Raw genomic sequence first — 23693 nt, 5'->3', positions numbered from 1 at the left:
TCGAGCATGCCAGCTGTTCAATCGTATGCAGCATGAAGCTCTTTCCGGAACCAAAATCCCCCACCCATAAACGAAACTCGGAGGCACCTTCGCCAAGACGGGAAAGAATAGAAACGACTTCTTCGACTTCCTGACGCCTGCCAACCAGAAGATGCTGAATGCCAACAGAAGGTACTACACCCCCTTCGAGAGCCTGCAGAATCTGTTGTGCGTCATCACACGATAAGAAAAGTGTTTGTTCATTCGTCATCGACTTCCTCCTTTTTTCCGGTGGTCAACAGATGATCCACCATGGCGACCGTCCGGGTTAACTCTATTTTTGCCTCACGAATACGCCGTCGGTTCAGGCGAAGCGTGCGTACTTTTGGGCTTTGCCAGGCGGTAAGCTGTTTTGATAACTCGCTCACCCAATGGGGATTTTCCGGCGAAAGGCTGTGAAGAACCTGTCGAAGGTCTTCTTCATGCGAGGAATCCACGATCTCCTGCATGGCAGAAGATGTCCTCGCGGCATTCGGCTTTCGACGCAAAGCAAAGAAGCGCTGTAACCGCATAAATGCAGGGCTTAGCTCTTCGCCGTTATCTCGTCGCCCAAGAATGGCGCAGACTTCCTTTTCGTTCATGGTATCGAGAACCGTTAGCCGTTTTTCTTCCTTTGGAAGAAGAAACAGCCATTTCTGGCGCATGCGATTAGCTCGTTTCTCTTCTACAGGAAGCAAGAAGAAATCTTCTTCGGTAATGGGCGGAAGAGGCGTTGTTTCTATCGCCTTCACTACTTCCTCTTCCACGCCTTTGGGCAATCGACGGGCGACTTCCCGTCGGTCGCGCGCCGTTTGAATGGGCGAAATGCCTGCGATTTCAATGCGCACGCGCGCTTCCGCCAGCCGAAGAAGATTACGAAGTATCGTATACGCGTATGGATTGATTGTCTCTCTTCCGCACGCAGTGTCATACAAGTATTCTCGCATCATGCGGTTGTTCCAACGCACATTTTGTTTTCGTGCGGCTTCTTCCAGCACATCCATGGCGGCATCATAAAGAAAAACGACGCGCCTGACCAGCGGTGGAATCGTCCAAAGCGCGCTTAACGATGCCTGTCGTTCCTGCAAACGACGAATTGTTTTGGTTTGCACCTCGTAATGGTCTTGAATAATCCCTTTTGGATCCCACCAGAGAATGGGTCTTCCCTTTTGATCAAACCCAAAATAACGCAGCGTTTCCTCGTCGGCAGGCGGTAAGGTTTCCGCCTCTCGACGCAAAAAGGATTCCAAAGTTGCTTTGCCTTCCGCACCAAGCGCAAAAGACAGATAGGCATCATCGCTATACCCCTTCTCTTCGCGACCACGGTAATGTGCACAGACAATATGCTCCGTAAGCACACGAAGTTTGCTCAGCAAGTAGGAAGGGAGTTTTTCCGGTGGCAGAGCATCGCTTCGATGATGACGGTCAAGGCGTTCCAGACGAAGCGCATACGCCTGTTCCGCTGCGCGCTCAAAAAGAATATCCACCTGTCGTTTCAGCTGTTCGGAACCGGAAAACGCCGCCTGATAGGGGACTTCGCGAAGAAGCTGCTCTTTCCAAAAACCGTCTTTATGCGGTTTTGCCACGTGAATAAATCGTGGCGGCGATGGTTGCTCTTCTGCTGGTGGGCGCTTCGACGGCATTTTTAACGGAGAGGTCATCATCTTTGGCGCATTTGCCATACGCGCTTTTGCCTTTGCTTTCAACTTCGGATCCTGCAGTTGTGCAAGAATCCAGGTAGAAAAGTCCTCTCTCATGTCGCCTCCTCCCTTCTAAGATGAACATCCATTCTTTCCATTTTACCGCATAATAAAATGCCTTGCGGAACGATTCCGCACGGTTCTTTTTGCAGTGTCCAATAAGTGGACTATAATAAGACGACCGGAACCAAAAGGAGTGACTGTTGAAAACTATATTGATTCTCTGTGGCGGAAGATCGACGGAACATGAAATTGCGCTGCGCAGCGCAAAATCCGTAATCAATGCCTTAGATCGTAAAAAATACCGTGTCGAAGTATGCTATATCGATAAGCAAGGCCGTTTCCTGCCTTTGGGAGAGGTTGGTCCTATCGAAGAGGAGCGCGAGTTGATACGCACAACCCGTCAGCCACGTCTTTCGACGATCAGCACCTTTTGCCATCTTGTCGAGCGGCTTTCTGCGGAAAGCGAAACGCTCATCGTTTTTCCCGTCCTGCACGGGCAGACAGGCGAAGACGGCGAAATTCAAGGCTTTTTGCAAACGCTGGGTGTACCCTATGTTGGCAATCGGCTGACAACCAGTGCGCTTTGCATGGACAAGGGATTTGCCAATGACGTATTCCGCGCCTGCGGTATTCCCGAAGCGGATTACCTCACGTATACACGAACCCAGTGGGAAGCGGAGGGAAAGAAAAGCGATACGCTCGCAAAACGCATTTCGCATTCCTTCGGTTTCCCCTGCTTTGTAAAACCGGCGAACAACGGGTCTTCTGTCGGCGTGAATCGCGCCACCGAAGAAACGCTTGCTAAAGCAATCGAAGAAGCCTTCCGCTTTGACCGGCGCATTGTCATTGAAGAGGAAATCCACGGACATGAGTTGGAGGTATCTGTCCTCGGCAATACGCACCCGAAAGCGTCTCTTCCCGGAAGCTATACGTCCACGCATGACGTCTTAGACTACGAGGCGAAATACAACGATACGTCCACCAAAGAGAACGTGCCGCATCCTCTTTCCACAGAAACCACAAAAGCGGTACAGGCGTTAGCCCTGAAAGCCTATGAAGCGCTTGGCTGTGAAGGCTTTGCCCGTGTGGATCTCTTTTTGGGGGACGACGGTAAGCTATATCTCAATGAAATCAACACTTTCCCCGGCATGACGCCTTCCTCCTTAGCGCCTAAGCTGTGGACGGCACTGACCGAGATGACCTTCGCCGAGTATCTGGATGAATTGATTGGCTATGCGCTGGAATCCGAAGCAGCGCAAGAAACCGTAGAAACTTCGTGGAGACAAGCATGAAACGACAAACGCTAAAACAAATCGCAGACTACGCCAATGCGCGCCTCTCCTCCGCCGCCAATCCGGATGCGCCGGTTCGTGCTGTTTCCATTGATACACGAACGCTTGATGCAGGAGACCTTTACGTACCGATTATCGGTGGGCGTTTAGACGGACACCGCTTTATTGACACCGCATTCGCAAAAGGCGCCATCGCCTGTTTTCACGACAGCGAACATATTCCCTCCGACGAGGAGAATCGCGCCTATCTTTCCGTAGAAAATACGACGGAAGCGTTTACGCAGATGGCAGCCAACTACCGCGCTTCACTCGATCTCACTGTCATCGGCATCACCGGTTCCAATGGCAAAACCACAACGAAAGACATTGTCCATTCCGTCTTACAGAAAGCCTTTCGCACGCTGAAAACGACCGGCAATCTCAACAATGAGATCGGTGTCCCCCGAACCTTGCTGCAGATTGATGAGGATACCGAAGTTGCCGTCGTGGAAATGGGAATGAGCGGATTGGGAGAAATTTCCCACTTAACCAAAATTGTGCGCCCGCATATTGCCGTTATCACCAATGTCGGAGATGTTCATCTGGAACAGCTTGGCTCCCGTGAAAATATAGCCCAAGCCAAATTAGAGATTTTAGAAGGCATGCATGCGGACGATATTTTCCTCTATAACTATGACAATGAAGTCCTGCGTAAAGCGGTTGCCGAACGCACCATTGTTCCACGCATGATTTCTTTTGGAACCGACCCAAAAGCCGATATCGTGCTTTCTTTAGAGCGTACCACGCCGGTAAGCACCACCTTCTCCCTCGACGGCACCTCATTTACCGTCGATCTTTTGGGTGCGTATCAGATGTATAATGCCGCCGTCGCCGTGATTATCGGTCATCTTCTCGGACTGGACGATAGCACTATTCAGGAGGGACTCCACGTCACGGATCAAACCAAGTGGCGCACCGACTTAGAGCATTTCTCCGGTTTTGATATTCTCGTAGATGTCTATAAATCCAATCCGCCTTCGTTGGAAGAAGCCCTGCACACAGCGGCGCTGTTGCACGGATATAAAAAGAAAATCGCCATTTTAGGCGATATGCTGGAACTGGGAGAACAGGAAGAAGCTCTGCATCGGGAAATCGGCAGAAAGATTGACCCGAACGTCTTTGATGCGGTTCTCTTTTATGGGCCGCTCTCCAAAGCCATGATGGAAGGTGCCGCCGAACACTTCGACGCTTCACGTCTTTTCCATTTTTCCTCCAAACCCGATCTGGTGGACAAAGCTAAATATCTCATTTCGCGCAATTCTCTTGTGTTGATCAAGGGCTCACGCGCCATGCGCCTCGAAGAGGTCGTGGAAAGTCTTTCCGGTGTAACGGTATAAAAAGAGGTCGTTGACAAACGGTAAGCGCCGTTTGCCAACGACCTCTTTTTTCTTAGTGACCACTCTCCTGAATGCGTCCATCCTGAATATGCAACAATCTTCCGCAGGAGGAGGCAACGTCTTGATCGTGCGTGACCATGACTATCGTCTTCCCCTGTCGATTGAGTTCTTGCAATAAAGCAATAATTTCGCTGGATGTTGCTGAATCAAGTGCGCCGGTCGGTTCATCCGCGATAATGAGTTCCGGCTGCGTAATTAAAGCACGCGCAATTGCCACGCGCTGCATTTCGCCGCCGGAAAGTTCCGCTACTTTACGCTTTTCAAAGCCGGAAATACGGCATAAATCCAACGCTCTTTTTACGCTTAGTGTATCTTTTTTTCGCTTATTACTGAAATAGAGGGGAAGCGACACATTCACCGCCACAGTCTCATTGAGCAATAACGCAAAATTCTGCAAAACGATGCCTACGTGATTAGCGCGAAACGCCGCCATTTCCTTTTCTTTGAACTTCGTAAGATCCGCACCCTTAAACAGAATTTTACCTTCGGTAGCCTGATCCACAGCACCAATTAGATTAATCAGCGTCGTTTTTCCGGCACCCGATTTTCCCATAATAGCGGTCATTTCGCCTTCCCGGATGGTCAAATTGATGCGATCCAGAACCGTTTTTTGGTTTCGCTTGCCCGGATTATAGATTTTACTGACCTCAAATAGCTCAATCATGTTCGCGATCCTTTCTCAACACCCAAACCATCGGCAAGCTACAAAGTCCTGATAATAGAACACTTCCGCCGATAAGTCCCCACTTTAATGCCGGGCGAATATGGTATACATATTGTCTTCCGGAATGATCCAGAAAATAGAGTCCTTTCATCACGATGAAAAAGAGTAGTAATGCTGCGGCAAACAGCAGCACAAAACTCAAAAAATAGATACGTTCGCAATCCCGTCTGGATGCTCCTACCAGGCGAAATACTTGAAATTGCCGCACACTCTTAAAAAGGTTTAGCACGGTCATACTGAAGATACCGGATAACAGTAAAAGACCAAGCGTCATATTCATCGGCATATCATTCTTTAACCGCTCGGACAGGATCTTCTCCGACTGTGTAGCGAGCGTCTTGACGGAGTAGGCAGGAAACTGATCGTTTAACTCTTCGACTCGTTTCGCAATCACCTCTTCCGGTGTTTCCGGCGAAAAATAGAAAAGGTGAAAAGCATTTGAATTTCCCTTCAAATTATCTTGAACACCTAAAAAGTGAAGATCAACGTTATGCCGATAGGTGAACATGATGGTTAAATCCAATCCTTCGCCGGAATAAAAAGACGTCCCTTTATTCAGCAAAACCGCCTCTGCCAGCGAAGCCGTCCCTACCACACGTAGTTTTTTATACGCTCCCTTTTTCGGCATAATTTCACTGCCGATGGTTGGGGAAGCGCTTCCTCCGCGCCCGTCATCCAAGAACAAGACTTCGATCGTATCATTCTCAATGGTTGACTTCGGATAACGTCCCGCTTTCAACGCAGGAAAACAAATCTTTGCGGTGAATGGATCATAAAGGAGCAATTGAGCCGCTTTTCCCTGTTCATCCCATCCACTGTAAAAAATATCCGCTTGCCCGATATAGCCCTCTGTATCCATCAGAGAACGAAATGGAGCGTCGGACATTGCCTCATCCTTGTCCATCGAGGAACTTCGTACAAAGGCGATGATGCTACGGCCTAACTCCGGATGAGAAGTAACAAAATCCAAGGGGTCTTTTTTTTCGGTATACCGATTGTACGAGGCAAAAATAAGCATAAACGCTAATAGTATCTCGATCAGAAAGAGAAGAACAAACAGTACATTCTGTCGAAATAAACGAAGCGTCAATCGCAAATCACGCAGCATGAATATTCTCCTTCACCGTCGAGAGAGGCATCCTCGCCAAAACAAGTGACGCCAAGCCAAAAGACAGAACGAGGACGACCAACGTTGCCAGCACGAAAAACAGAGCGATGTCGTGCCATGAAAAATATATACTTCTTTTTACCACAAGAGTGTATGCGGCGACCGTCGCCAGAGCGAATCCCATCACGTGGTAAAACACGAGCTCACCGGTGATAAGCAATGCCGATCGGGTGCGAGAAAGCCCTAAAATGCGAAAAATACTCAGCGTTCGTTTTCTGGTCTGCAAAATGTAGTGAAAAACAAAAAGCACATTTAATATCAAAAACAGAAAAACAAGTAATTGATAAAACAGCAACACATTTTTGTTTTCCTGAAGGATTTTTTCAAAATCCGGAATTTGCAAATCAGTAATTGGAAGTCCCTTCCTTTTCCAAGTTTCTGCTGCTTCTTCCATCGCTTTCGCTGTAGGAATGCCTTTCCAGGAAACACGGACTTGCACATCGCTAATAGCAAGCTGCACGAACGTTTCCGGCAAAATAAGCATGTAGTTTTTTCCATGTTCCTGGTAAAAGTCCCTGCCGGTTTCGCCCACTACTGCTATGGTATGTCCATCAAAAACAAATTCCGCTTTTCCGGTATTCTTCTTATAGCCAAATGGGGCTAACGCCCCCATTGGTTCTTTTTCCAGCAATTGTTTTTCTTTTGCGCGAAGGTTCGCTGGTGGCGAAGAAATCATGATTTCTTTGTCCCTGTCTTCCTTCATCATTCGAAAATACGCTACATGGGGATCACTCTGTATTTTCTGCATATCGCCCTGACGTAAAGCGGAAAGCGTAAACGTCATCTCCTGCTGATACACTTTATCTTCCGATAAGACACCTTGAACATAAATCGAGATTTCCTGATTACTCGTCACCAGTAAAACAAACGCCGGTACGAAAAAACTCAGCAGTACGAAAAGCGGAATAAATGGAGGATGGCTAAAAATAGATAAATATCTCAAAAACGTTTTCATTGTTAATTCGGGAGGGAAGCTTTTCTTCCCCTCCGCCTCCAGTTAATGCATAAGATGCGTTATTCTACTTCTAAATATAGCGTTCCATTATTATTCTTCGTCTGTGAGTAGGAACCGGCATCAAAATAATCGACACCAGAAAACTCAACAATAGCATATTTCCCTTCATCATATCCGGTGGTTTGTCCATCGTTAGCTGTCGCCCAGCACTGTGAATAGTCGTACCCATCGCCATAGATCTCTGCCTTTAGAAAAGCGTCATCGTTTGGTCTCCAAGTGCCGAAATCATACTCAACATACATATTACCACGACTTAGCCAGCCTTTTCGATCTTTCTGTACTCGCGTAGATTGTGAGAAAGCCATTGAAGCACCTTGATCGATAAGCAGCACACCTGTAATGATCAACGCCAAAAAAGTAAACGTTTTCATTACCTTTTTCATATTTTTCTCCTTTCTTGTCTACACCGTTCATTTATCCATCCTGTTGACAACACTCTAAAGGGATTCTCTCTCCTCATTCCGTGATTACCCCATAATGTGGATATTAATCAATCATTGGTATAAGAAACAAATTCTGATTCCATCGGACAATACTCGCCTCTTGATAACCTGACGACCTAACGGTAATAACACTAAACTATGCCAAAAATTCAAGAATCGCGGTAACTATGTCAAGCAATAATAGCCATACTACAGCCATTGAGTATAACATGACCCCCGTCATCGCAGAAACCAGAACAATGCCGATAACGCCAAGACGTTTCTTGCGATATAGCAAAAAGCCTATCGCAAACCCAATGACACCGCCGATTCGCAGGGCAGAGATTTGCCCGCCCTCGCCGATAAAAAGCGAGACACGCATCATGTCTATTGTGGCAATGCCTACTAACGAAACAATGGCAGGCTTGAGACCTTTAAGAATGCGCCCAAGCCAGGGCATCTCTTGGTGACGAGTAAATAAAAAGTAACCCAGTACCATCATGAGTACAAATTGTGGGGTGACATTGCCGAGTGTCGCCACAATGGCTCCCGGAAGACCGGCAACCTTTGTACCAATAAAGGTTGCTGCGTTAATAGCGATGGGACCGGGCGTCATCTGAGAAAGCGAAACGAGATCGGTCAAGCCGGCGGTAGTAAGCCAACCTCGGTCATGTACGACATACTGGGAAATGAGCGGTAAAACCGCATAGCCGCCGCCAAAAGCAAAAGCACCAATTTGTAAAAAAACGAGATACAGTGTCCACAGGGTCATCGGATCCTCGATTCTTCCACAAAAGAAAACAGCAACAGACTGAATGTCCCCGAAACGGCGATAATTAATGCGGCATTCAGATGAAGAAAAAAGCCGGAAATAAAAGCACCCAACAGGATTCCGCTTCCAAAAGCGGGATGTTTCCTTAATGCGACTTTTCCCATATTCCAAGTGGTGAGCAAGAGAATTGCGGAAATAGCACCTCCCATGACGGAAAAAGCGGCATTTACCCAAGGATTGGTGCGCAGCGATTGATACACATAAAATAGCAACGTAATGACCAGAAGACACGGTAGTGTTGCTGCCAATAACGCGACCGCTGCACCAAGGGGACCGCATAAGCGATAGCCGGTAAGAATCGAGGTATTTACCGCCATCGGTCCCGGTCCGGACTGCGCCAAGGCGGTGAGATCCAACATCTCTTCTTCTTCGATGAGCCCTCTTTTTTGTACAAATTCATCGCGAATGACCGGCACAATCGTATAACCGCCGCCAAAGGTAAAAAGGTTGATTTTGAAAAAGGTCGAAAACAACGCCCACAGAGAGAGCGTTTCGGTGGGCGTGCTTGTGTTGTGTTCTGTTTGCTTGTTTTGTTTCCCTTGCTTGAGCGGGAATGGCTTCTGTTTGGTCATGCCTTCTCCTTTGATGCTTTACGATAACAGGCGATGTGCATCTAAGAGCGAAAGAATTGTTTCAACGCTATCCGAAAAAACAAAGCTTCGTTGCCTGCGCTGTAGTTCTTCGCGATGATTCATCACCCCATTGACGGCCGCTAAAAAAGTTTCGGGGGTAGCCTTGCGTTCATCCAATACTTCGGCATAACCGGCGCGCGCAAACTCCCGCGCATTTTCAACCTGGTCGCCACGGCTTCCTTTTACATAGGGAATCAGCAGCATAGGCTTATGATAGTAAAGATATTCAAAAATCGCATTTGAACCGGCACGCGAAACCACGACGTCTGCCATCGCCAAAGCATCGTTCATGCCTGCTTTAATGTAGTCTACCTGATGGTATCCCACACGTTCTACAGAAGAATCTCCTTTGTTCGCGCCGACGCCATGCAATATCTCAAACCGCTCCAAAAGCGGATCGAGGCTTTCCCAAACCAAACGATTCAGTGCCTCTGCTCCCAAAGAACCGCCCAAAATCAACAAAATCGGCTTATTGGATTGCATTCCGAAACGAATACGTCCCTCTCTTGCCGAACCACCTTTCAGTTGCGGGCGGATAACCGGTCCCAGATAAAACGCCTTATTCTCTGGTACTTTCGATGCGGTTGCTTCAAAGGTCAATAGAATGCGTTTTACAAACGGTGCAGTAATCTTGTTTGCCAGCCCCGGGCTCAAGTCCGACTCATGACTAATCACCGGAATATGGCGCATCTTTGCAGCAAGCACAACCGGAACGGAAACAAAACCGCCTTTGGAAAACACGATATGCGGCGCAATCTGCTTCAACAAACGACACGCTTCACGAATGCCGGAAAGTACGCGCCCCATATCCCGCACATTGGTCATTACGCTCTCGACGGAAAGATACCGTCGCAATTTCCCTGTCGGAATAGCGTGATAGGTAACTTCCGGGTAGTCGGCAAGAAGACTTCTCTCGATGCCCTTCTCGGAGCCAATATAATGCACTTCCCAGCCCTCTTCTTTAAGACGCGGTAGAAGCGCTAAATTAACAACGACATGACCGGCAGATCCTCCGCCGGTCAACACGATTCGCTTAGCCATCATTCGTGCGATTTCTTTTCAATGCGGTCACTGCCGAAATACGGACGTAATGCATCCGGAATAGTGATGGAACCGTCCGCATTCTGATAATTCTCCGCTACTGCCGCCCATGTACGACCGACCGCGAGACCGGATCCATTTAACGTATGCACAAAACGCACATTGCCCTTCGCATCACGGAATCGAATGTTGGCACGTCGTGCCTGATAGTCTTCAAAGTTAGAGCAGGAAGAAATTTCAACGTAACGCTGATAGCTCGGCATCCAGACTTCAATATCATAGGTCTTTGCGGACGAGAAACCGAGATCGCCGGAGGAAAGCGTAACAACACGATACGGTAGCTCCAGACGCTTCAGGACTTCTTCCGCATCGTTGGTCAGTTTTTCCAATTCCTCATAGCTGTTGTCGGGATGCACGAATTTCACAAGCTCCACCTTGTCAAACTGATGCTGACGAATAATTCCGCGCGTGTCTCGACCTGCCGAACCGGCTTCTCGGCGGAAGCAAGGCGTGAATGCCGTCATGTACTGCGGCAAATCTTTCTCGTCTAAAATTTCGTCACGATAGATATTCGTTACCGGTACTTCCGCCGTCGGAATAAGGAAGAGATCGTCATCGTTACAATGATACATATCCTCTTCAAACTTCGGCAATTGTCCGGTTCCGGTCATGGAAGCACGGTTAACGAGATACGGCGGTTCAATCTCCAAATACTCTTGGTCAATGGTGTGCAAATCCAACATGAAATTATAAATGGAACGCTCTAAGCGCGCACCTTGTCCTCTCATGATGGTAAAACGCGCACCGGATAATTTGGCACCACGATCAAAATCTAAAAGAGAAAGGTCGGTTCCCAAATCCCAGTGCGGTTTAGGGTCAAAGGCAAACGTCGTTGGCTCGGAGAAATGGCGCATTTCCTTGTTATCGGTATCGTCTTTTCCAAAAGGAACCGATTCGTGCGGTACGTTCGGAATGGAAAGCAATTCCATACGCAAATCTTCCTCAATCACGCGCAACTTCTCGTCATCCGCTTTAATGTCGTCCCCAAGAACGCGCATCCGTTCAATGGTCGCGGAAACATCCTCTCCCGCTTTTTTTCGTAAAGGAATCTCTTTTGACACCTGATTGCGTTCCGCCTTTTTTGCCTCGACTTCACTCAATATCGATCGGCGTTCGTCATCCAACTGCAACGCCTTCTCCACCGAAAATGAGCCTGCGCGTCCAGCCAGACCTTTTTCGACCTTTTCTCGCTCTTCTCGGATACGCTTGATGTCTAACATGAGTTCCTCCTCATTCCTTATGCAACACTCTTGTTGCAATCCTTCTGCCCTATTATAGCACGGAACCTGCAGCGGTTTTCTTCTCCCGCCTTACGCTTGCAGATTACGCCTCTTCTACCGTTCGCGCTTTTTCAGGACGCGATTTTTAACCAGCTGCGGCAATCCTGCTGAAACGACCTGAATGGGACAATCTACATAGGGATTATTCTCCAGTCCGGTCTTCATCATTTCGATGGTGATCACTTCGTTCGCTTCAATGAATGCCCCGTATGGTCTTCCTGTGTCTGCATCCAGTCCCGAAGGCATATCCACGGAAATGGTATAGATGCGAGACTGATTGATATTGTCCATCACTATGGGAGCGACCCCCTTTACCGCACCATGAAGCCCCGTGCCATACAGGGCATCAATTACTGTGTTGTAGGCGTTAAGCTCCTGAAGCATGTCTTCAATCTCCCCCAACGTTTCCACACGACGAAGATTTTGCGTCATGTGCTGTAAAATGCGGTAATTGGTCATCCAGGCTTGTGAAGGATGTTCGCTTTCTCCAACCAGATAGACCATAACCTTCTTTTCACGCCCAAGCAGATGTCGCGCCAGGGCTAAACCATCCGCTCCGTTGTTTCCCGGACCGCAAAAAACGGCAAAAGAATGGCGCATATTCAAGTCCAGACAGCGCAAAATACTCAGCGCGGCATTTTCCACAAGAAGCACTTCCGGAATTTCCAATTGTTTGATCGCAATCTGTTCCATCTCTCGCATTTCTTCCACACGCACGCTTTGCATAGGCGCCTCCTTTCTCATTGTTTGCGCAGATCACTGCCGAAAAACGCAAACGGGACATATTCTCCGGCTATGCGCGACGCAATACGTTCATCGTACAAATCTCCTAATTCCTCTAACCGAACATTGGAGGAAATGATGGTGGGCAGCGCTGCCACAATACGAGCATTCAACAGTTCAAACAGTTCTGCGCGCATTTTATCGGTTAAAAACTCGGTGCCCAAATCATCCATCACCAGTAAATCACAGGAAAAAGCAAAGTCGTGTTTTGCACGATCCTGATCTGTACGTTCCGTCGCATAGGAAAAGGAATAGGTCGTCAAAAATTCCAGCAGCTGCGGAGCTGTGCGATAGTACACCTGTACGCCTCTATCCAGCAGCTCTTTGACGATACAGTTCAGAAGAAAGGTCTTTCCCGTGCCGGTCGGCCCATAAAAATAGAGATTCGGCGAACGCCGTGAAAAAGTCGGAATGTATTCCTCCTTCATGCGACGACGCAAATCCGCCATATTCTCATAGGGGCTGCACGGTTCATCCGCTTGGCGATCCTGGCGGAATAGAAGTAAATTAAACGTCTTGAAATTCTCTGTAGCAATACGCTTGCCGACGGCACTCATGTCATACCGCGCTTCGGCTAACAGACGATTTCGACAATGGCAGGAAACCCCGTCAACAAAGCCTTCATCGTGGCAATCGGAACAAACATAATCCGGCAAAAAGGCATCTGCGGAGATACCGAGCGCCTTCCAGCCGGCAAGTTCTTCTTCCCGACAATGGCGAAGCTCGGTTTCCGCTATTTTACGTTCTTCCTCACTCATGGACAAAATTCTGCCCAGCAAGGCACGCCCTTTCTGAAGGCGTTCCTGACGCAGGCGAGCCATTTCCGGATGTGCGGCATAAAGCGCTTTTACGCGGCGGTCGCGTTTTTTCTCCGCGTCTTGACGGCGTTGGGCTAAAATGTCGCTGACGTTGATCATGCCTCACCTCCTGTTTGCGGTACAAACGAATCTTCTTTTACAGGTGAGGTCGTTTTTTCATCTGCTTCATCCCTATCTCCGCGAAGACTTCGTTTTCGTGATTCTTCCAATTTACGGCTCACCCACGCTTTACGTTCTTCTCGACTCATGCGCGTGTCCTTTTGAGCAAATTCCGCCTGCTTCCGTTTTCGTCTCTTTGGACGCACATTCTTTTCTTGATCGGCTTTGGTAAAATAGGCATCAAGTGCTTCGCGCGTGGTAATCTTCTCGAAACGCGCCCAATTTTCAATCACGGCAACCACGTAGTTTACCGAACGGGAGCCGACTTCATGGCGTTGGCAAGCGCTTTTGTACGCATACAAAAAATAATCGGGTGAAAATGCATATTGTTCCATCACCTGTAGAATAAGACGCAATTCGTTTTCTTTTAAGGTTACGCGATAACGAAGCCCCTCCGACAAAAAATCTTCCAGCGCGTCAAACATTTCCGCTTGCGATGGCTGTGCAGTGTTTGCCGGTTGGTCAACTTGTGCCGGACTCTCTTGCGTTTTTCCCGCCGTTGGTTCCCCAACGCCTGCCCACAGCAACAGCATGGAACGAAACAGAAGCCGATCGGGATGCGCCTCATCGATAATCACCAGCCCTTCATTCACCCAATACGCAACCGCCTCCTGCACGGTTTCGGCACTCATGCCCAACGATTCTGCCAAATCGCTTTCTTCCACATGTTCGTCGGCACGACTATAGCAGGCTTTCCAACCGGCAAGATAGACTCGAAGCGCTTCTTCCGGCGCATGGGCAAGATACGTATCCAAAAATATATTTTCCACCGGCGTCGTGCGAAAATCCACACGCGACAGTTCAAATGACGTGTCCATCCTGCTTCCTTCCTGTTTGCGGAAATACTACTTTTCTATTTCTATTCTATGCGGTGGGATCCTCTTCCCGATTCACATCTTTGAATCGCGTGAGGTAATCCTCGAAGAACAATTCGACTTCTCCGGTTGGACCGTTGCGGTGTTTCGCGATAATCACCTTGGTGATGTTGGGATGCTCCGTATCTTTATCGTAATAATCTTCACGGTGCAAGAGCATGACCACATCCGCATCCTGTTCAATCGCGCCGGATTCACGTAAATCACTCATTAATGGACGACCGCCTTCGCGACTTTCCGCCTTTCGGGAAAGTTGGGAAAGTGCCAGCACAGGGCAATCCATTTCTTTCGCCAAGGCTTTGAGCCCCCGTGAAATCTGCGTGATCTCCTGTTGGCGATTTTCGTTTCGCCGGCTATTGTCGGCATTCATCAGCTGCAAATAATCGACCATGATGAGATCCAGCCCCTGCTCCATCTTTAAGCGACGGCACTTGGCGCGCAATTCCTGTACCGAGATGGACGACGTATCATCGATATAGAGAGGCAAATCTTTGAGCACATCGGTTCCCTTAAAAAGCAGCCCCCAGTCGCTGTCGTTCTGTAAATCACCCGTGATAATCTTTTTTAAGTCAAGACCAGACGCCATAGCAAACAGACGCTGCGTCAGCTGCATCTTACTCATTTCAAGAGAAAAAACAGCAACCTTGAATGGATGTCCTCCCTGCTTGTCCTCGGTTCGCGCTACATTATAAGCAATGTTCAAACCAAGCGCCGTCTTTCCCATGGAAGGACGTGCCGCGAGCAAAACCAAATCGGACGGATGCAGACCGGTCAATTGATGATCCAGCCAGCGAAAGCCGGTCGGGATACCCGTGATGGCTCCTTGATTCATGGACAGCTCAGAAATGCGTGCCAGCGTCTCCTCCATCGTCACCGCAACGGGCGTAAGCCCGATACGCGTGCGATCCTGTGAAAGCTGCAGAAGTTGTTCTTCCGCGGCTTCCAGCACCACTTTGGACGGATCGGCTCCGTCACCGGCATGGGCGGCGACATCATTACCAAAATGGATGAGGGCGCGCTGTAAAGCATGATTTTTGACCAAGTCAATATACGACTGAAGATTCGCAGAATAAAATGGCTCGCTTGTAATCTGCGCAATAAAATCCATTCCGCCAATTTCCTGCGCTTTTTTCTCGCGTTCCAGCTCTGCGACAAGCGTTTGTAAATCAATGGGCTCATGGGCACGGTTCAGCGCAAGCATCGCCTCATATAGAATCTGATGCTTGGGAAAATAAAAATCTTCCGTTTTGACCTGTTCAATAACGGTGTTAATCATTTTGTCATCGAACAGAATGCAACCGAGTACCGATCGTTCGGCATTCGCATTGCCCGGCAATTGTTGGCCCGTCATGTTCCTATTCCTCTTCTACATTCACCTTGAGACGGGCGGTCATATCTGCGTAAACACGCACATCGACCTCGCGAACTCCCACCTCGCGAATGGATTCTTTAAGAATAATCTTCTTTTTATCGATAGAAAGTCCTGCCTGTTTCTGCAACGCATCAGCAATGTCCTGTCCCGTGATGGAACCAAATAATTTACCGTTTCCACCGCCCTTGGCACAGACCGACACGGTCAGCGCGTCAATCTTTTCTTTCAGTGCTTCCGCTTCGGCTTTTCTTGCCGCTTCCTCTTCTTCCAAACGCTTCTGTTGCGCCTTCCACTGCTTCACCGCCGCCGGTGTCGCTTCTACGGCAAGTTCATTCGCCGCTAAAAAGTTATGAAAATAGCCCGGCTTGCTGTTCACCAATTCGCCGGCTTTCCCCAAGCCTTTCACGTCTTTAAGCAGGATTACTCTCATCCTTTTCCTCCTTCAAATAGGCGAAAATCGCCTCTTCCAATTTCTTCTGCGCTTCATCCAATGACCCGTTAAGCTGTGTCGCCGCGGAGGTTAAATGTCCGCCGCCACCCAATTTTTCCATAATCAGCTGAACGGAGATGTCCCCCAGACTGCGCGCAGAAATGTGTACGCGCTGCTTTGCCAGGGTCAGTACAAACGATGCCTTGACACCTCGAATCCCTAAAAGGTCATCCGCTGCCTGTGAGGCTATGAGCGTGGAACCTTCCATATCATGTGGAAAACGACCAATCATAATATCCGGTGCGAAATGCGTTGCCCCTACCAAGATTTCGGAACGGTAGCGCATTAAGTCAAAATCATCCTTAAACAGCTCTTTAATGACGACGCTGTCTGCGCCCTTTCGCTTCAAATACGCCGCCGCTTCAAAGGTTCTGGTTCCCGTCTGATAGAAGAAATTCTTCGTGTCTACGGTAATGCCCGCCAAAAGCGCCTCCGCCACAACCTTGGGCAGCGCCATATCGCTGTCTTGGTAGCTAATTAGCTCCGTCACCATCTCTGAAGTCGATGAAGCATACGGCTCGATATAGGAAATCTCCGCCCCCTGAATATACCCAGCTCCTCGACGATGATGGTCAATGAGGATAACGCGATTTCCTTCATCTAACAGCTTCGGCTCTGCCGTAGCGTCGTGACGATGATTATCCAATACCACAACAAGAGATTGCGCATTGCGCAATTCCACCGCACGCTGTGGGCGAATGATGCGCTTGGCAAGCTCCGGCGCTTCGTTGCTCACTTTTTGATAGAGATTCTCAATCGACGCGGTTACTTCATCCAGTACAATCCAGGCATCCCCGCCCGCCTGTTCCGCAAAAGTAAACATGCCAAGGCACGACCCAAGCGAATCCATATCCGCATTTTGATGCCCCATGATAAGCACATTGGAGGCTTCTTCGACAAAGGAGCGCATCGTGTTGGACATGACGCGCGCCTTAACCTTCGTCATGCGCTGTGTCGCCTGATTTTTTCCGCCAAAATAATCCAGTTGTTCGCCCGACTTCAGCACCGCCTGATCACCGCCGCGCGCAAGGGCAATGTCCAACGCAGAGCGTGCTTCCAGCATCTTTTGCGCCGGTGTATCCTCGCCATACCCAACGCCGATGGAAACCGTCGGACGAATGGTGGTTAACCCTTCCGTCTCGGTTTTTAATTGCTCTAAAAGGCGGAATTTTTCTTTTTTTATCCGTTCAAGACCGTACTGTGTCAGCACCAGTAAATACCGGTCGGATTCATATTTAATAATAGGCGCATCATAATCGGCAGCAAACCGACTGATCAATCCGTCAATTTTAGCAAACGCCAAGGGTCTGTCCGCTTCGGGCATCGTAGCGCGCAACTCATCGTAATTGTCCAAAACAACCACCGCCAGAACCGGCTGTTCTTCCTGATAACGCCGACGCACTTCTTCGTCATCGCTGTTATCGATACCATAAAGTAGAATCAACGATTCCCCTTTTGCAGAGCCGGTTACGTTGTTGTAGAACAAATAGATGCGATCGCCAACGTTCACACGGAACGGCTCGGCATTTTTTCCGGTAAGCATCTTTGCCGGAACATCCGCAAAGAGTTTGTCATAACGCTGACCAAGCAAAGAATCCTGAATATGAAACAGCTTTTTGAAATATGAGTTATACCATAGGAAAAGACCATGCTCGTCCAAAACCGTCATGGGGAAGGGCATTCCGAATACGGCATTTTTCGTTATTTCATCAAAATGCAGATCCAGCGTTTCAATCGCTTCCGTAACACTGCGCTGCGACTCCCGTTCACGCAGATAACTGTGTGTGCCTAAAAAAACCGTTCCGACGAAGCCTGCCACACCGGCATAGGGGTTCCAAAAAAAGAGTCCGATGGTCATCAAAAGCCCTACAATGGCGACAACGAATACCTCTGTCCAAACCCGTTTTTGTCCGCTGTCAGAAAAGAAATCTCTATTCATGATTGCCTCCTTCGGGAATCGGATTACGCTCATAGAGAAAACTCAGCAAGAAGCCGACAAGGACAAAAAGGACAGTTAGAAAGACAAAGAACACGGCGAAGAAATAGAGAATAACACGCAGCACCTTTGGCACGTGCAGCCGAGAAAGCTGCTCATCGATACGCGCTACCCCATGAAGAGCATAAAGAACCAATACGCCGGTTCCTATATTCGTCCCCAAATAAGCAAATGGCTCGACCCACAGCGAAAGCATCATCCCGACCGCCGCTAACACCAACAAAATGCCGCTTATTTTTCGCATAATATGAAAGTCCGCAAGGCAAAACCGTGCGACATCCTCTTCGGTATGGGACAGCAACAAATGGGAGAAAAAGGACGTGACTATCGCGGTCAATAGTCCCTCGACAAAAAGAAATGCCGGCAACAAATTCAGCATCGCTTCAAGAGAGCGACGTAAAAGGACTTCTGCTCCCGGCGGCAATACACCGCCAGCATTCTGCTGTTCAGCAAGTTCCATCACCTGCTGGGTAATATTTTGCATCTCCTCACGCAGCAACGCCAAGACATCCTGTCCGGTCAGCCATTGCGTCACAAAAAGCAATGCCACACTCAATGCGGCAAAGAGAAGTGCTGGAAAGACGATCTCGTGAAACAGGGCTTTTTTTCGTTTGATGTGTATGCCGATGGCGAAGGACATAACAAGAAAATGCAGCCCCAACGAAATGCCTGTTTCGGCACCGAACAGCATTGCTATGGCTGCGACACAGAGCATAGTCGCCGCACCTGCCCAATAGATGCCCTCAACAATGTAAAGCGTAGTCAGCGGAAAATAGAGCAAAAGGCGTACCACGCCCACCGAACGTGCGGAAATATAATAAATAAAGACACTTAGCGCCGCCGCAAGCAGTGCATTAACCGGCGCGGTCATTTTGTTCGTATCGAATTTCATGTCCTCTCCTTCCTGTACTATTTTAACATAGTAGGAAGAGAACGAGAGAAGGAGGGTGCATTTCTTCTGCTTAGGTAGAGTGGGAAAACTTAATCTTTCCCAATATGAATGACTTTATCAAATTGAGCGAGATAGTCGGGATTCCAATTATGCGTGACGACCAATCGTGTCTTATCGCTCATCCTAAAAATGATGTCGTGAATGATTTTTGCCTGCGGCGGATCTAACTCTGCCGTTGGCTCATCAAAAAGAAGGATCGGGCTATCTTGATAGAGTGCTCTTGCAATTCCAATGCGTTTCTTTTCACCACCGGAAAGATTACCATTGAAAACATCACCGTCTTGTCTATCTTTTTTTATCAGCGCGTCAAGACCAAGTTGATGCAATATGGATTGTACTCTTTCCCTATTCGCATCGTTATTTTCGTCAAACATACTCACGTTATCAAAAATGCTAGCTGAAAAGAGGAACACTTCTTGTGGAATGAGATAAACCTGACGGTACAACGACTCTTCTCGCCAATCCTGAAGAGACTTTCCTTCGACGGAGATCTCTCCCGTGTAGTCTTCCATTTCTTTCATGAGCAGATGGATGAGCGTTGTTTTTCCGGATCCACTCGTTCCAACAACCGCAGCACATCCATTCTTATCGATGGAAAATTGAAGACCATCAAATAGTACCCGATCCCCAAAATGAAAATGAAGATTCTCGACGCGAATGGCAGTTTCCCCAAATATCTCTTGCTTATCAGCCATCGATTCTATTTTGCCAACCGATAGCGACGTATCGACTGAAAAGGAGGATCGGCATTTTGATTCCGCAATGAAAGATTTTTCCTCTATGATATGCGATCTCGATTTGTTCGTTTCTTCCTTTGTCATAGAAAGAGCTTCGCTCTGCATAATGGGTAGCAAAACTTTTTCTGTAATAGGTCCCGCCGCCCGAATTTCCATAAAACTGAAATAGGCATTTGTTACGCTCTCTGCGAAGAAAGTGACATAATAGATTGCCGCCAAGAGGGCACCTGTTGTAATCTGCCCTTCCATGATTAAATACGAACAAACCATAATGACCAGAATTTGACCAATTGAATTTACTGTCCACATCGTTCTTTGAGCGAATACCCTCAGTACTTCCATACGATTGGTCTTTTCACCCCAATTTTGGAGAGTCAATTCAAAAGAACGAAAGTACTGTTTCCTTCTTCCGGAACGCTTGAGAATGGATAATCCACTAAGAGCTTCATGCAAAGCAGAATAATAACGTTCCCCTGCCTCGGATCGTTCTTGGTTGATTTTCTCCGTCGGTTTAATAAAGAATTCTCCGATAATCGATGGTAAAAACGAAAACAAGAGACTAAGAAGAAGCAACCGGAAATTAAAAGTGAAAAGCACTACGCCAATCACAATCGCACTAATTCCATGGCGCGTCACCGAAACAAGGGAATCAAGATATCTCTGCATAAAAAGGTCAACGTCATTAGTTAGCGCATTAAAATAATACTCATCACTTTCTTTTTGTCTGTCCACCGACGGCACTTCAAATAATGCATTAACAGCATCGTTGCGAATGCGATTACCAATCGTCATCACGAATTTTTGACGGAAATATTTTTCTGCGACGTGCACAAGAAGGAGAGCTATGCAGACTGCGACCGTATAGAATGTATGCTTTACCAGTACAGAAAGCTGTGTTCCTACTGCCGAATCAATGATTTTCGACGTTTGTTGCCCCAGGAGAATATAGCCAATGGCTGTCAAAATCGCAAAAAGAGCAGACAGGAAAAGTGCCGGCAATTCTTTTCGGATATAGCGATAAACTACAGTCTTCATTTAATCCTCCACTAAGCGTTCATAATTAAGCAACTGGTTCTTTGAACTATCTTCTGCGATCATCAATAATATGTTCTTGATTTTCTCTCGTATGATGGGGCAATTTTTCTTCATCTCCGCCTCGCTACCTTGACGGTCTAATAATAGTGACGCAGGACATGCGTTACATAGATATTTTGCCCAGCATCTTTTACACACAGGGTGTGCAATCCTATTGACAGATTGAATTTTCTTTCTAAGTTCTTCATAACCTTGCTTATCAGAAAACGAGAATGCTTTATCTTTATAAAACATGTGACAAGGATAAATTGTTGCGTTTGGCGTTAACATAAAGGATCTTTCGCATACATCGCACGAATAGTTATTTCGTCTTTTTGCTGATAACGCCTTAAAAATACGCGTATAATCTTTTTGAGAAATACAGGAGATGTCTCTATCCTGATTATTAAGCGCAACATCATTATCGCCACAACAATCAGCGATTATGGTATTCACATCAGGAAATAGAGTATGAATCATTTCTGTGATTTTATGCCTATTAAAACCAATTCTTATATGCTCTTTATTATAAGTTACTTCTATCGTTCTAAAATTAGTGCCAACACATTGCAGCCGTTTAATTCCAGCAATAACATCTTCATAAGTGCCTTGACCACTACAATAAACTCTATTACTATCATGAACCACTTTTGGTATATCCAAACTAATCGTTATATTTACTTCATATTTTTTAAGCAAAGTAGCAATCTCTTCAGAGATTAAAGTACCATTTGTCACTATAGTGTAAACTGGAACTCGAGCAATCTCCCCCCCTACTATGAAGAGAAGCAAAAAAATCGCAAACTGTTTCTATTCCTTTAATATTAATTAAGGGTTCTCCTCCAAAAAAGAAGACAGTATCAACTTGGTCGTAGTACACAGGAAAGAAATTCTGCAAATCATTTCGCAATTGCTCTGAATCATAAACAAACGATTCTCGATGATAGCTTCCTCTATCAGCATAACAATACCTACAACTTAAATTACAATGATTAGTAAGCAAAATTTCAAGTTTTCTTAAATGACGATAATGGAAAAGGTCTTTGTCATCATTGGATGGTTCTTCATCCAATGACCTATTGAGAAATTCTTCTATCCTCTCTGCGTCCCCAGCAGAGCTGTTCTTCGCAAAATAATTATTCAATTGCATCTCAAAAAGAGGAGCTTTGTTCGCATTCATCGTTAATAATTTGTTCGATGGAACAATATACAAAACACAAATACTTTCGTTGTAGAAGAGCATAAAATCTTCTCTATTAACCATTAATCATACCCCCGCTTGGGGTGCATTAGACGCCTCCGAAGGAGCGTCCAATGCACGTTGTTTTTTAACAAGCTCCTCCACAAAAAAGTAACGCGCCACAGCCTCGAGGAATCTCAATCTCCTGAACCGTTTCAAAAATCGACTTTTCCAAATCAAGCGCACTTACATCAAATTCTTCAAACAATTCACTCATAATCTTTCTCCTCCTTACTTCTAAGTTCTTTTGCAGTCAGTATATTCCCAAACATCATATATATCAAGAAAAAAGTATATCAAAACAAAAAGCCCCCTCCGCTTTGTGGGGAGAGGGCTTTTTCCTTCCGGTTGTCGCTCTTACTTATCCTCGTAGGGGATAAGGGCAATGTGACGGGCGCGCTTTACAGCGGTGGTCACGTCGCGCTGATGTTTAGCGCAGGTACCGGTAATGCGACGGGGAAGAATTTTTCCCGCTTCGCTAATAAATTCTTTTACCGCATCGACATCTTTATAGTCGAGCACACGTTCTTTGTCTTTGCAGAAAATGCAGACCTTTTTGTGGGGTCTGAACTTGCGTTGAGCCATGTCGTCCTCCCTGATTCCGTCCTTTAGAAGGGAATACGCTCATCATCGACGGGACTGAAATTAGCGTCAAAAAAATCATCGTCACCGTTCGCCGTATCCGTCGCCTGATTGTTCTTTGGGAAATTGTTGACGCCGGAAGCACGGGAAGAATCCCCGCCGCCGAAACCGTCACGATCTTTCCAGTCAATGAATTCAACCGCATTGGCTACCACATCTGTGGTATAACGGCGTGAACCGTCCTGTGCTTCGTAAGAACCGGTCTGAAGACGTCCTTCCACGATGACACGTTTACCTTTGCCGCTGAAATTGTTGACTGTTTCTGCCAATTTGCCCCAGCACACGCAATTAATAAAATCTGCGGTGGGCTGATTGCGCGATTCCATCTCTTGTCTTTTTTCACGCGACAGTTTCTTGTCCACAGCCACTGAAAAGCGAACCATGGCATTGCCTGTCGCATTGTTGTACGTCAACTCGGGGTCACGGGTTAAGCGCCCCATAATCGTCACTTGATTCATCGGTTACCTCCTAAAAAGAACTAAGCCTCTTTCTTTACAGTAAGGTAGCGAAGGACTTGATCCAAAATGCGTGCGCGACGTTCCACTTCCGCAACGACCGACGGATCTGCCTCATAGTTGAGAACATAATAATAACCGTCTTTGTTGTAGTGAATTTCGTACGCCAGCTTTCTGGTTCCCCAGTCGTCGATTTCTCCAACAGTGCCGTTTTGGTTGATTGCGTCTTTGAGACGATCAAGAACTTGATTGCGTTCTTCTTCTTCCAAACCGGCCTTCAGGATGAGGACCATTTCGTACTGATTCATGCGTTTCACCTCCCTCTGGATTTCGCCCCACTTTCTAATGGAGCAGAGATTGCAACCGAGCGCGGACCAGCCACGCCTGCGTCACCCGCTTATTATACCAAAATTCGCTGAAAGCGCAACTCTTCCAACCGTATCGCTACCTTTTTACCGTTGGTTTCTATTCCGGCGC

The 23693-nt window shown here is 47.3% G+C and carries 26 protein-coding genes; 2 read left to right on the top strand and 24 right to left on the bottom strand.

Annotated features, from left to right (window positions below):
* Both RDL68_RS01505 and RDL68_RS01500 read right to left on the bottom strand, forming a co-directional pair.
* Positions 1-250: BREX system ATP-binding domain-containing protein (locus tag RDL68_RS01505; RefSeq protein ID WP_308539901.1), on the bottom strand; the 250-nt coding region annotated here is incomplete at its 3' end.
* Positions 240-1775 carry a hypothetical protein gene (locus RDL68_RS01500; protein WP_308539900.1) on the bottom strand — a complete coding sequence of 512 codons (1536 nt, stop codon included), beginning with the start codon at positions 1773-1775 and terminating at the stop codon, positions 240-242. The genes RDL68_RS01505 and RDL68_RS01500, both read right to left, overlap by 11 nt.
* 146 nt (positions 1776-1921) lie before the next feature.
* Between RDL68_RS01500 and RDL68_RS01495 the strand changes: the two genes are divergently transcribed.
* Positions 1922-3013 (top strand): D-alanine--D-alanine ligase family protein, encoded by a 1092-nt coding sequence (locus RDL68_RS01495; RefSeq protein ID WP_308539899.1) that lies wholly within the window; start codon positions 1922-1924, stop codon positions 3011-3013.
* The gene (murF, locus tag RDL68_RS01490; protein WP_308539898.1) at positions 3010-4389 is read left to right on the top strand and encodes a UDP-N-acetylmuramoyl-tripeptide--D-alanyl-D-alanine ligase; all 1380 of its coding nucleotides are present in this window, start codon (positions 3010-3012) and stop codon (positions 4387-4389) included. The genes RDL68_RS01495 and murF overlap by 4 nt, the downstream gene beginning before the upstream one ends.
* 52 nt (positions 4390-4441) lie before the next feature.
* On the opposite strand, the gene RDL68_RS01485 is transcribed toward murF, so the two are convergent.
* From RDL68_RS01485 to rpsF, 22 genes are all read right to left on the bottom strand, one after another.
* Positions 4442-5113 (bottom strand): ABC transporter ATP-binding protein, encoded by a 672-nt coding sequence (locus RDL68_RS01485; RefSeq protein WP_308539897.1) that lies wholly within the window; start codon positions 5111-5113, stop codon positions 4442-4444.
* A complete protein-coding gene (locus RDL68_RS01480; protein ID WP_308539896.1) occupies positions 5106-6281 on the bottom strand; it encodes a hypothetical protein in 1176 nt (391 codons plus the stop codon). The genes RDL68_RS01485 and RDL68_RS01480 overlap by 8 nt, the downstream gene beginning before the upstream one ends.
* On the bottom strand, positions 6271-7296 hold the full coding sequence (locus tag RDL68_RS01475) for a hypothetical protein (protein WP_308539895.1): 1026 nt from the start codon (positions 7294-7296) through the stop codon (positions 6271-6273). Before RDL68_RS01475 ends, RDL68_RS01480 begins: the two co-directional genes overlap by 11 nt.
* 59 nt (positions 7297-7355) lie before the next feature.
* Positions 7356-7739: a hypothetical protein gene (locus tag RDL68_RS01470; protein WP_308539894.1), complete on the bottom strand. Its 384-nt coding sequence runs from the start codon at positions 7737-7739 to the stop codon at positions 7356-7358.
* Between the two features lie 196 nt (positions 7740-7935).
* Positions 7936-8550 carry a chromate transporter gene (locus RDL68_RS01465; RefSeq protein WP_308539893.1) on the bottom strand — a complete coding sequence of 205 codons (615 nt, stop codon included), beginning with the start codon at positions 8548-8550 and terminating at the stop codon, positions 7936-7938.
* Positions 8547-9182, bottom strand: coding sequence for a chromate transporter (locus tag RDL68_RS01460; RefSeq protein ID WP_308539892.1), 636 nt, complete (start codon positions 9180-9182; stop codon positions 8547-8549). The genes RDL68_RS01465 and RDL68_RS01460 overlap by 4 nt, the downstream gene beginning before the upstream one ends.
* 18 nt (positions 9183-9200) lie before the next feature.
* On the bottom strand, positions 9201-10283 hold the full coding sequence (locus RDL68_RS01455; RefSeq protein WP_308539891.1) for an undecaprenyldiphospho-muramoylpentapeptide beta-N-acetylglucosaminyltransferase: 1083 nt from the start codon (positions 10281-10283) through the stop codon (positions 9201-9203).
* A complete protein-coding gene (gene serS / locus RDL68_RS01450; protein WP_308539890.1) occupies positions 10283-11563 on the bottom strand; it encodes a serine--tRNA ligase in 1281 nt (426 codons plus the stop codon). Before serS ends, RDL68_RS01455 begins: the two co-directional genes overlap by 1 nt.
* Positions 11564-11677: 114 nt before the next feature.
* A complete protein-coding gene (locus RDL68_RS01445; RefSeq protein ID WP_308539889.1) occupies positions 11678-12349 on the bottom strand; it encodes an NAD(P)H-hydrate epimerase in 672 nt (223 codons plus the stop codon).
* Between the two features lie 14 nt (positions 12350-12363).
* Positions 12364-13323 (bottom strand): ATP-binding protein, encoded by a 960-nt coding sequence (locus RDL68_RS01440; RefSeq protein WP_308539888.1) that lies wholly within the window; start codon positions 13321-13323, stop codon positions 12364-12366.
* Positions 13320-14201 carry a DnaD domain protein gene (locus RDL68_RS01435; RefSeq protein ID WP_308539887.1) on the bottom strand — a complete coding sequence of 294 codons (882 nt, stop codon included), beginning with the start codon at positions 14199-14201 and terminating at the stop codon, positions 13320-13322. Before RDL68_RS01435 ends, RDL68_RS01440 begins: the two co-directional genes overlap by 4 nt.
* A gap of 46 nt (positions 14202-14247) precedes the next feature.
* Positions 14248-15609: a replicative DNA helicase gene (dnaB, locus tag RDL68_RS01430; RefSeq protein WP_308539886.1), complete on the bottom strand. Its 1362-nt coding sequence runs from the start codon at positions 15607-15609 to the stop codon at positions 14248-14250.
* Between the two features lie 4 nt (positions 15610-15613).
* Positions 15614-16060 (bottom strand): 50S ribosomal protein L9, encoded by a 447-nt coding sequence (gene rplI, locus RDL68_RS01425; protein ID WP_308539885.1) that lies wholly within the window; start codon positions 16058-16060, stop codon positions 15614-15616.
* Entirely contained in the window at positions 16041-18059 is a 2019-nt protein-coding gene (locus RDL68_RS01420; protein ID WP_308539884.1) for a DHH family phosphoesterase, read from the bottom strand. The genes rplI and RDL68_RS01420 overlap by 20 nt, the downstream gene beginning before the upstream one ends.
* The gene (locus RDL68_RS01415) at positions 18052-19008 is read right to left on the bottom strand and encodes a DUF2232 domain-containing protein (RefSeq protein WP_308539883.1); all 957 of its coding nucleotides are present in this window, start codon (positions 19006-19008) and stop codon (positions 18052-18054) included. Before RDL68_RS01415 ends, RDL68_RS01420 begins: the two co-directional genes overlap by 8 nt.
* An 89-nt stretch (positions 19009-19097) precedes the next feature.
* Positions 19098-20840, bottom strand: coding sequence for an ABC transporter ATP-binding protein (locus RDL68_RS01410; RefSeq protein ID WP_308539882.1), 1743 nt, complete (start codon positions 20838-20840; stop codon positions 19098-19100).
* On the bottom strand, positions 20841-21578 hold the full coding sequence (locus RDL68_RS01405) for an SPASM domain-containing protein (protein ID WP_308539881.1): 738 nt from the start codon (positions 21576-21578) through the stop codon (positions 20841-20843).
* 13 nt (positions 21579-21591) lie between these two features.
* The gene (locus tag RDL68_RS01400; RefSeq protein WP_308539880.1) at positions 21592-22143 is read right to left on the bottom strand and encodes a radical SAM protein; all 552 of its coding nucleotides are present in this window, start codon (positions 22141-22143) and stop codon (positions 21592-21594) included.
* Positions 22144-22207: 64 nt separating this feature from the next.
* Entirely contained in the window at positions 22208-22336 is a 129-nt protein-coding gene (locus RDL68_RS01395; protein WP_308539879.1) for a hypothetical protein, read from the bottom strand.
* Between the two features lie 140 nt (positions 22337-22476).
* Positions 22477-22704: a 30S ribosomal protein S18 gene (rpsR, locus tag RDL68_RS01390; protein WP_066924832.1), complete on the bottom strand. Its 228-nt coding sequence runs from the start codon at positions 22702-22704 to the stop codon at positions 22477-22479.
* A gap of 23 nt (positions 22705-22727) precedes the next feature.
* Complete coding sequence (locus RDL68_RS01385) at positions 22728-23219, bottom strand: single-stranded DNA-binding protein (RefSeq protein WP_308539878.1); 492 nt, start codon at positions 23217-23219, stop codon at positions 22728-22730.
* Between the two features lie 20 nt (positions 23220-23239).
* Positions 23240-23524 (bottom strand): 30S ribosomal protein S6, encoded by a 285-nt coding sequence (gene rpsF, locus RDL68_RS01380; RefSeq protein WP_308539877.1) that lies wholly within the window; start codon positions 23522-23524, stop codon positions 23240-23242.
* Positions 23525-23693: the final 169 nt, after the last annotated feature.

It is taken from the genome of uncultured Murdochiella sp. (assembly GCF_902488755.1).
GTDB lineage: Bacteria > Bacillota > Clostridia > Tissierellales > Peptoniphilaceae > Murdochiella.
Note: the sequence above shows the minus strand (reverse complement) of the source record. Positions and strands in the feature narration are given on the sequence as shown.

Bases quoted from the DNA above. Each gene is read 5' to 3' on its own strand.
- RDL68_RS01500 (WP_308539900.1), bottom strand. From the start codon at position 1,775: ATGAGAGAGGACTTTTCTACCTGGATTCTTGCACAACTGCAGGATCCG.
- murF (WP_308539898.1), top strand. From the start codon at position 3,010: ATGAAACGACAAACGCTAAAACAAATCGCAGACTACGCCAATGCGCGC.
- RDL68_RS01485 (WP_308539897.1), bottom strand. From the start codon at position 5,113: ATGATTGAGCTATTTGAGGTCAGTAAAATCTATAATCCGGGCAAGCGA.
- RDL68_RS01480 (WP_308539896.1), bottom strand. From the start codon at position 6,281: ATGCTGCGTGATTTGCGATTGACGCTTCGTTTATTTCGACAGAATGTA.
- RDL68_RS01475 (WP_308539895.1), bottom strand. From the start codon at position 7,296: ATGAAAACGTTTTTGAGATATTTATCTATTTTTAGCCATCCTCCATTT.
- RDL68_RS01470 (WP_308539894.1), bottom strand. From the start codon at position 7,739: ATGAAAAAGGTAATGAAAACGTTTACTTTTTTGGCGTTGATCATTACA.
- RDL68_RS01465 (WP_308539893.1), bottom strand. From the start codon at position 8,550: ATGACCCTGTGGACACTGTATCTCGTTTTTTTACAAATTGGTGCTTTT.
- RDL68_RS01460 (WP_308539892.1), bottom strand. From the start codon at position 9,182: ATGACCAAACAGAAGCCATTCCCGCTCAAGCAAGGGAAACAAAACAAG.
- RDL68_RS01455 (WP_308539891.1), bottom strand. From the start codon at position 10,283: ATGGCTAAGCGAATCGTGTTGACCGGCGGAGGATCTGCCGGTCATGTC.
- serS (WP_308539890.1), bottom strand. From the start codon at position 11,563: ATGTTAGACATCAAGCGTATCCGAGAAGAGCGAGAAAAGGTCGAAAAA.
- RDL68_RS01445 (WP_308539889.1), bottom strand. From the start codon at position 12,349: ATGCAAAGCGTGCGTGTGGAAGAAATGCGAGAGATGGAACAGATTGCG.
- RDL68_RS01440 (WP_308539888.1), bottom strand. From the start codon at position 13,323: ATGATCAACGTCAGCGACATTTTAGCCCAACGCCGTCAAGACGCGGAG.
- RDL68_RS01435 (WP_308539887.1), bottom strand. From the start codon at position 14,201: ATGGACACGTCATTTGAACTGTCGCGTGTGGATTTTCGCACGACGCCG.
- dnaB (WP_308539886.1), bottom strand. From the start codon at position 15,609: ATGACGGGCCAACAATTGCCGGGCAATGCGAATGCCGAACGATCGGTA.
- rplI (WP_308539885.1), bottom strand. From the start codon at position 16,060: ATGAGAGTAATCCTGCTTAAAGACGTGAAAGGCTTGGGGAAAGCCGGC.
- RDL68_RS01420 (WP_308539884.1), bottom strand. From the start codon at position 18,059: ATGAATAGAGATTTCTTTTCTGACAGCGGACAAAAACGGGTTTGGACA.
- RDL68_RS01415 (WP_308539883.1), bottom strand. From the start codon at position 19,008: ATGAAATTCGATACGAACAAAATGACCGCGCCGGTTAATGCACTGCTT.
- RDL68_RS01410 (WP_308539882.1), bottom strand. From the start codon at position 20,840: ATGAAGACTGTAGTTTATCGCTATATCCGAAAAGAATTGCCGGCACTT.
- RDL68_RS01400 (WP_308539880.1), bottom strand. From the start codon at position 22,143: ATGGTTAATAGAGAAGATTTTATGCTCTTCTACAACGAAAGTATTTGT.
- RDL68_RS01395 (WP_308539879.1), bottom strand. From the start codon at position 22,336: ATGAGTGAATTGTTTGAAGAATTTGATGTAAGTGCGCTTGATTTGGAA.
- rpsR (WP_066924832.1), bottom strand. From the start codon at position 22,704: ATGGCTCAACGCAAGTTCAGACCCCACAAAAAGGTCTGCATTTTCTGC.
- RDL68_RS01385 (WP_308539878.1), bottom strand. From the start codon at position 23,219: ATGAATCAAGTGACGATTATGGGGCGCTTAACCCGTGACCCCGAGTTG.
- rpsF (WP_308539877.1), bottom strand. From the start codon at position 23,524: ATGAATCAGTACGAAATGGTCCTCATCCTGAAGGCCGGTTTGGAAGAA.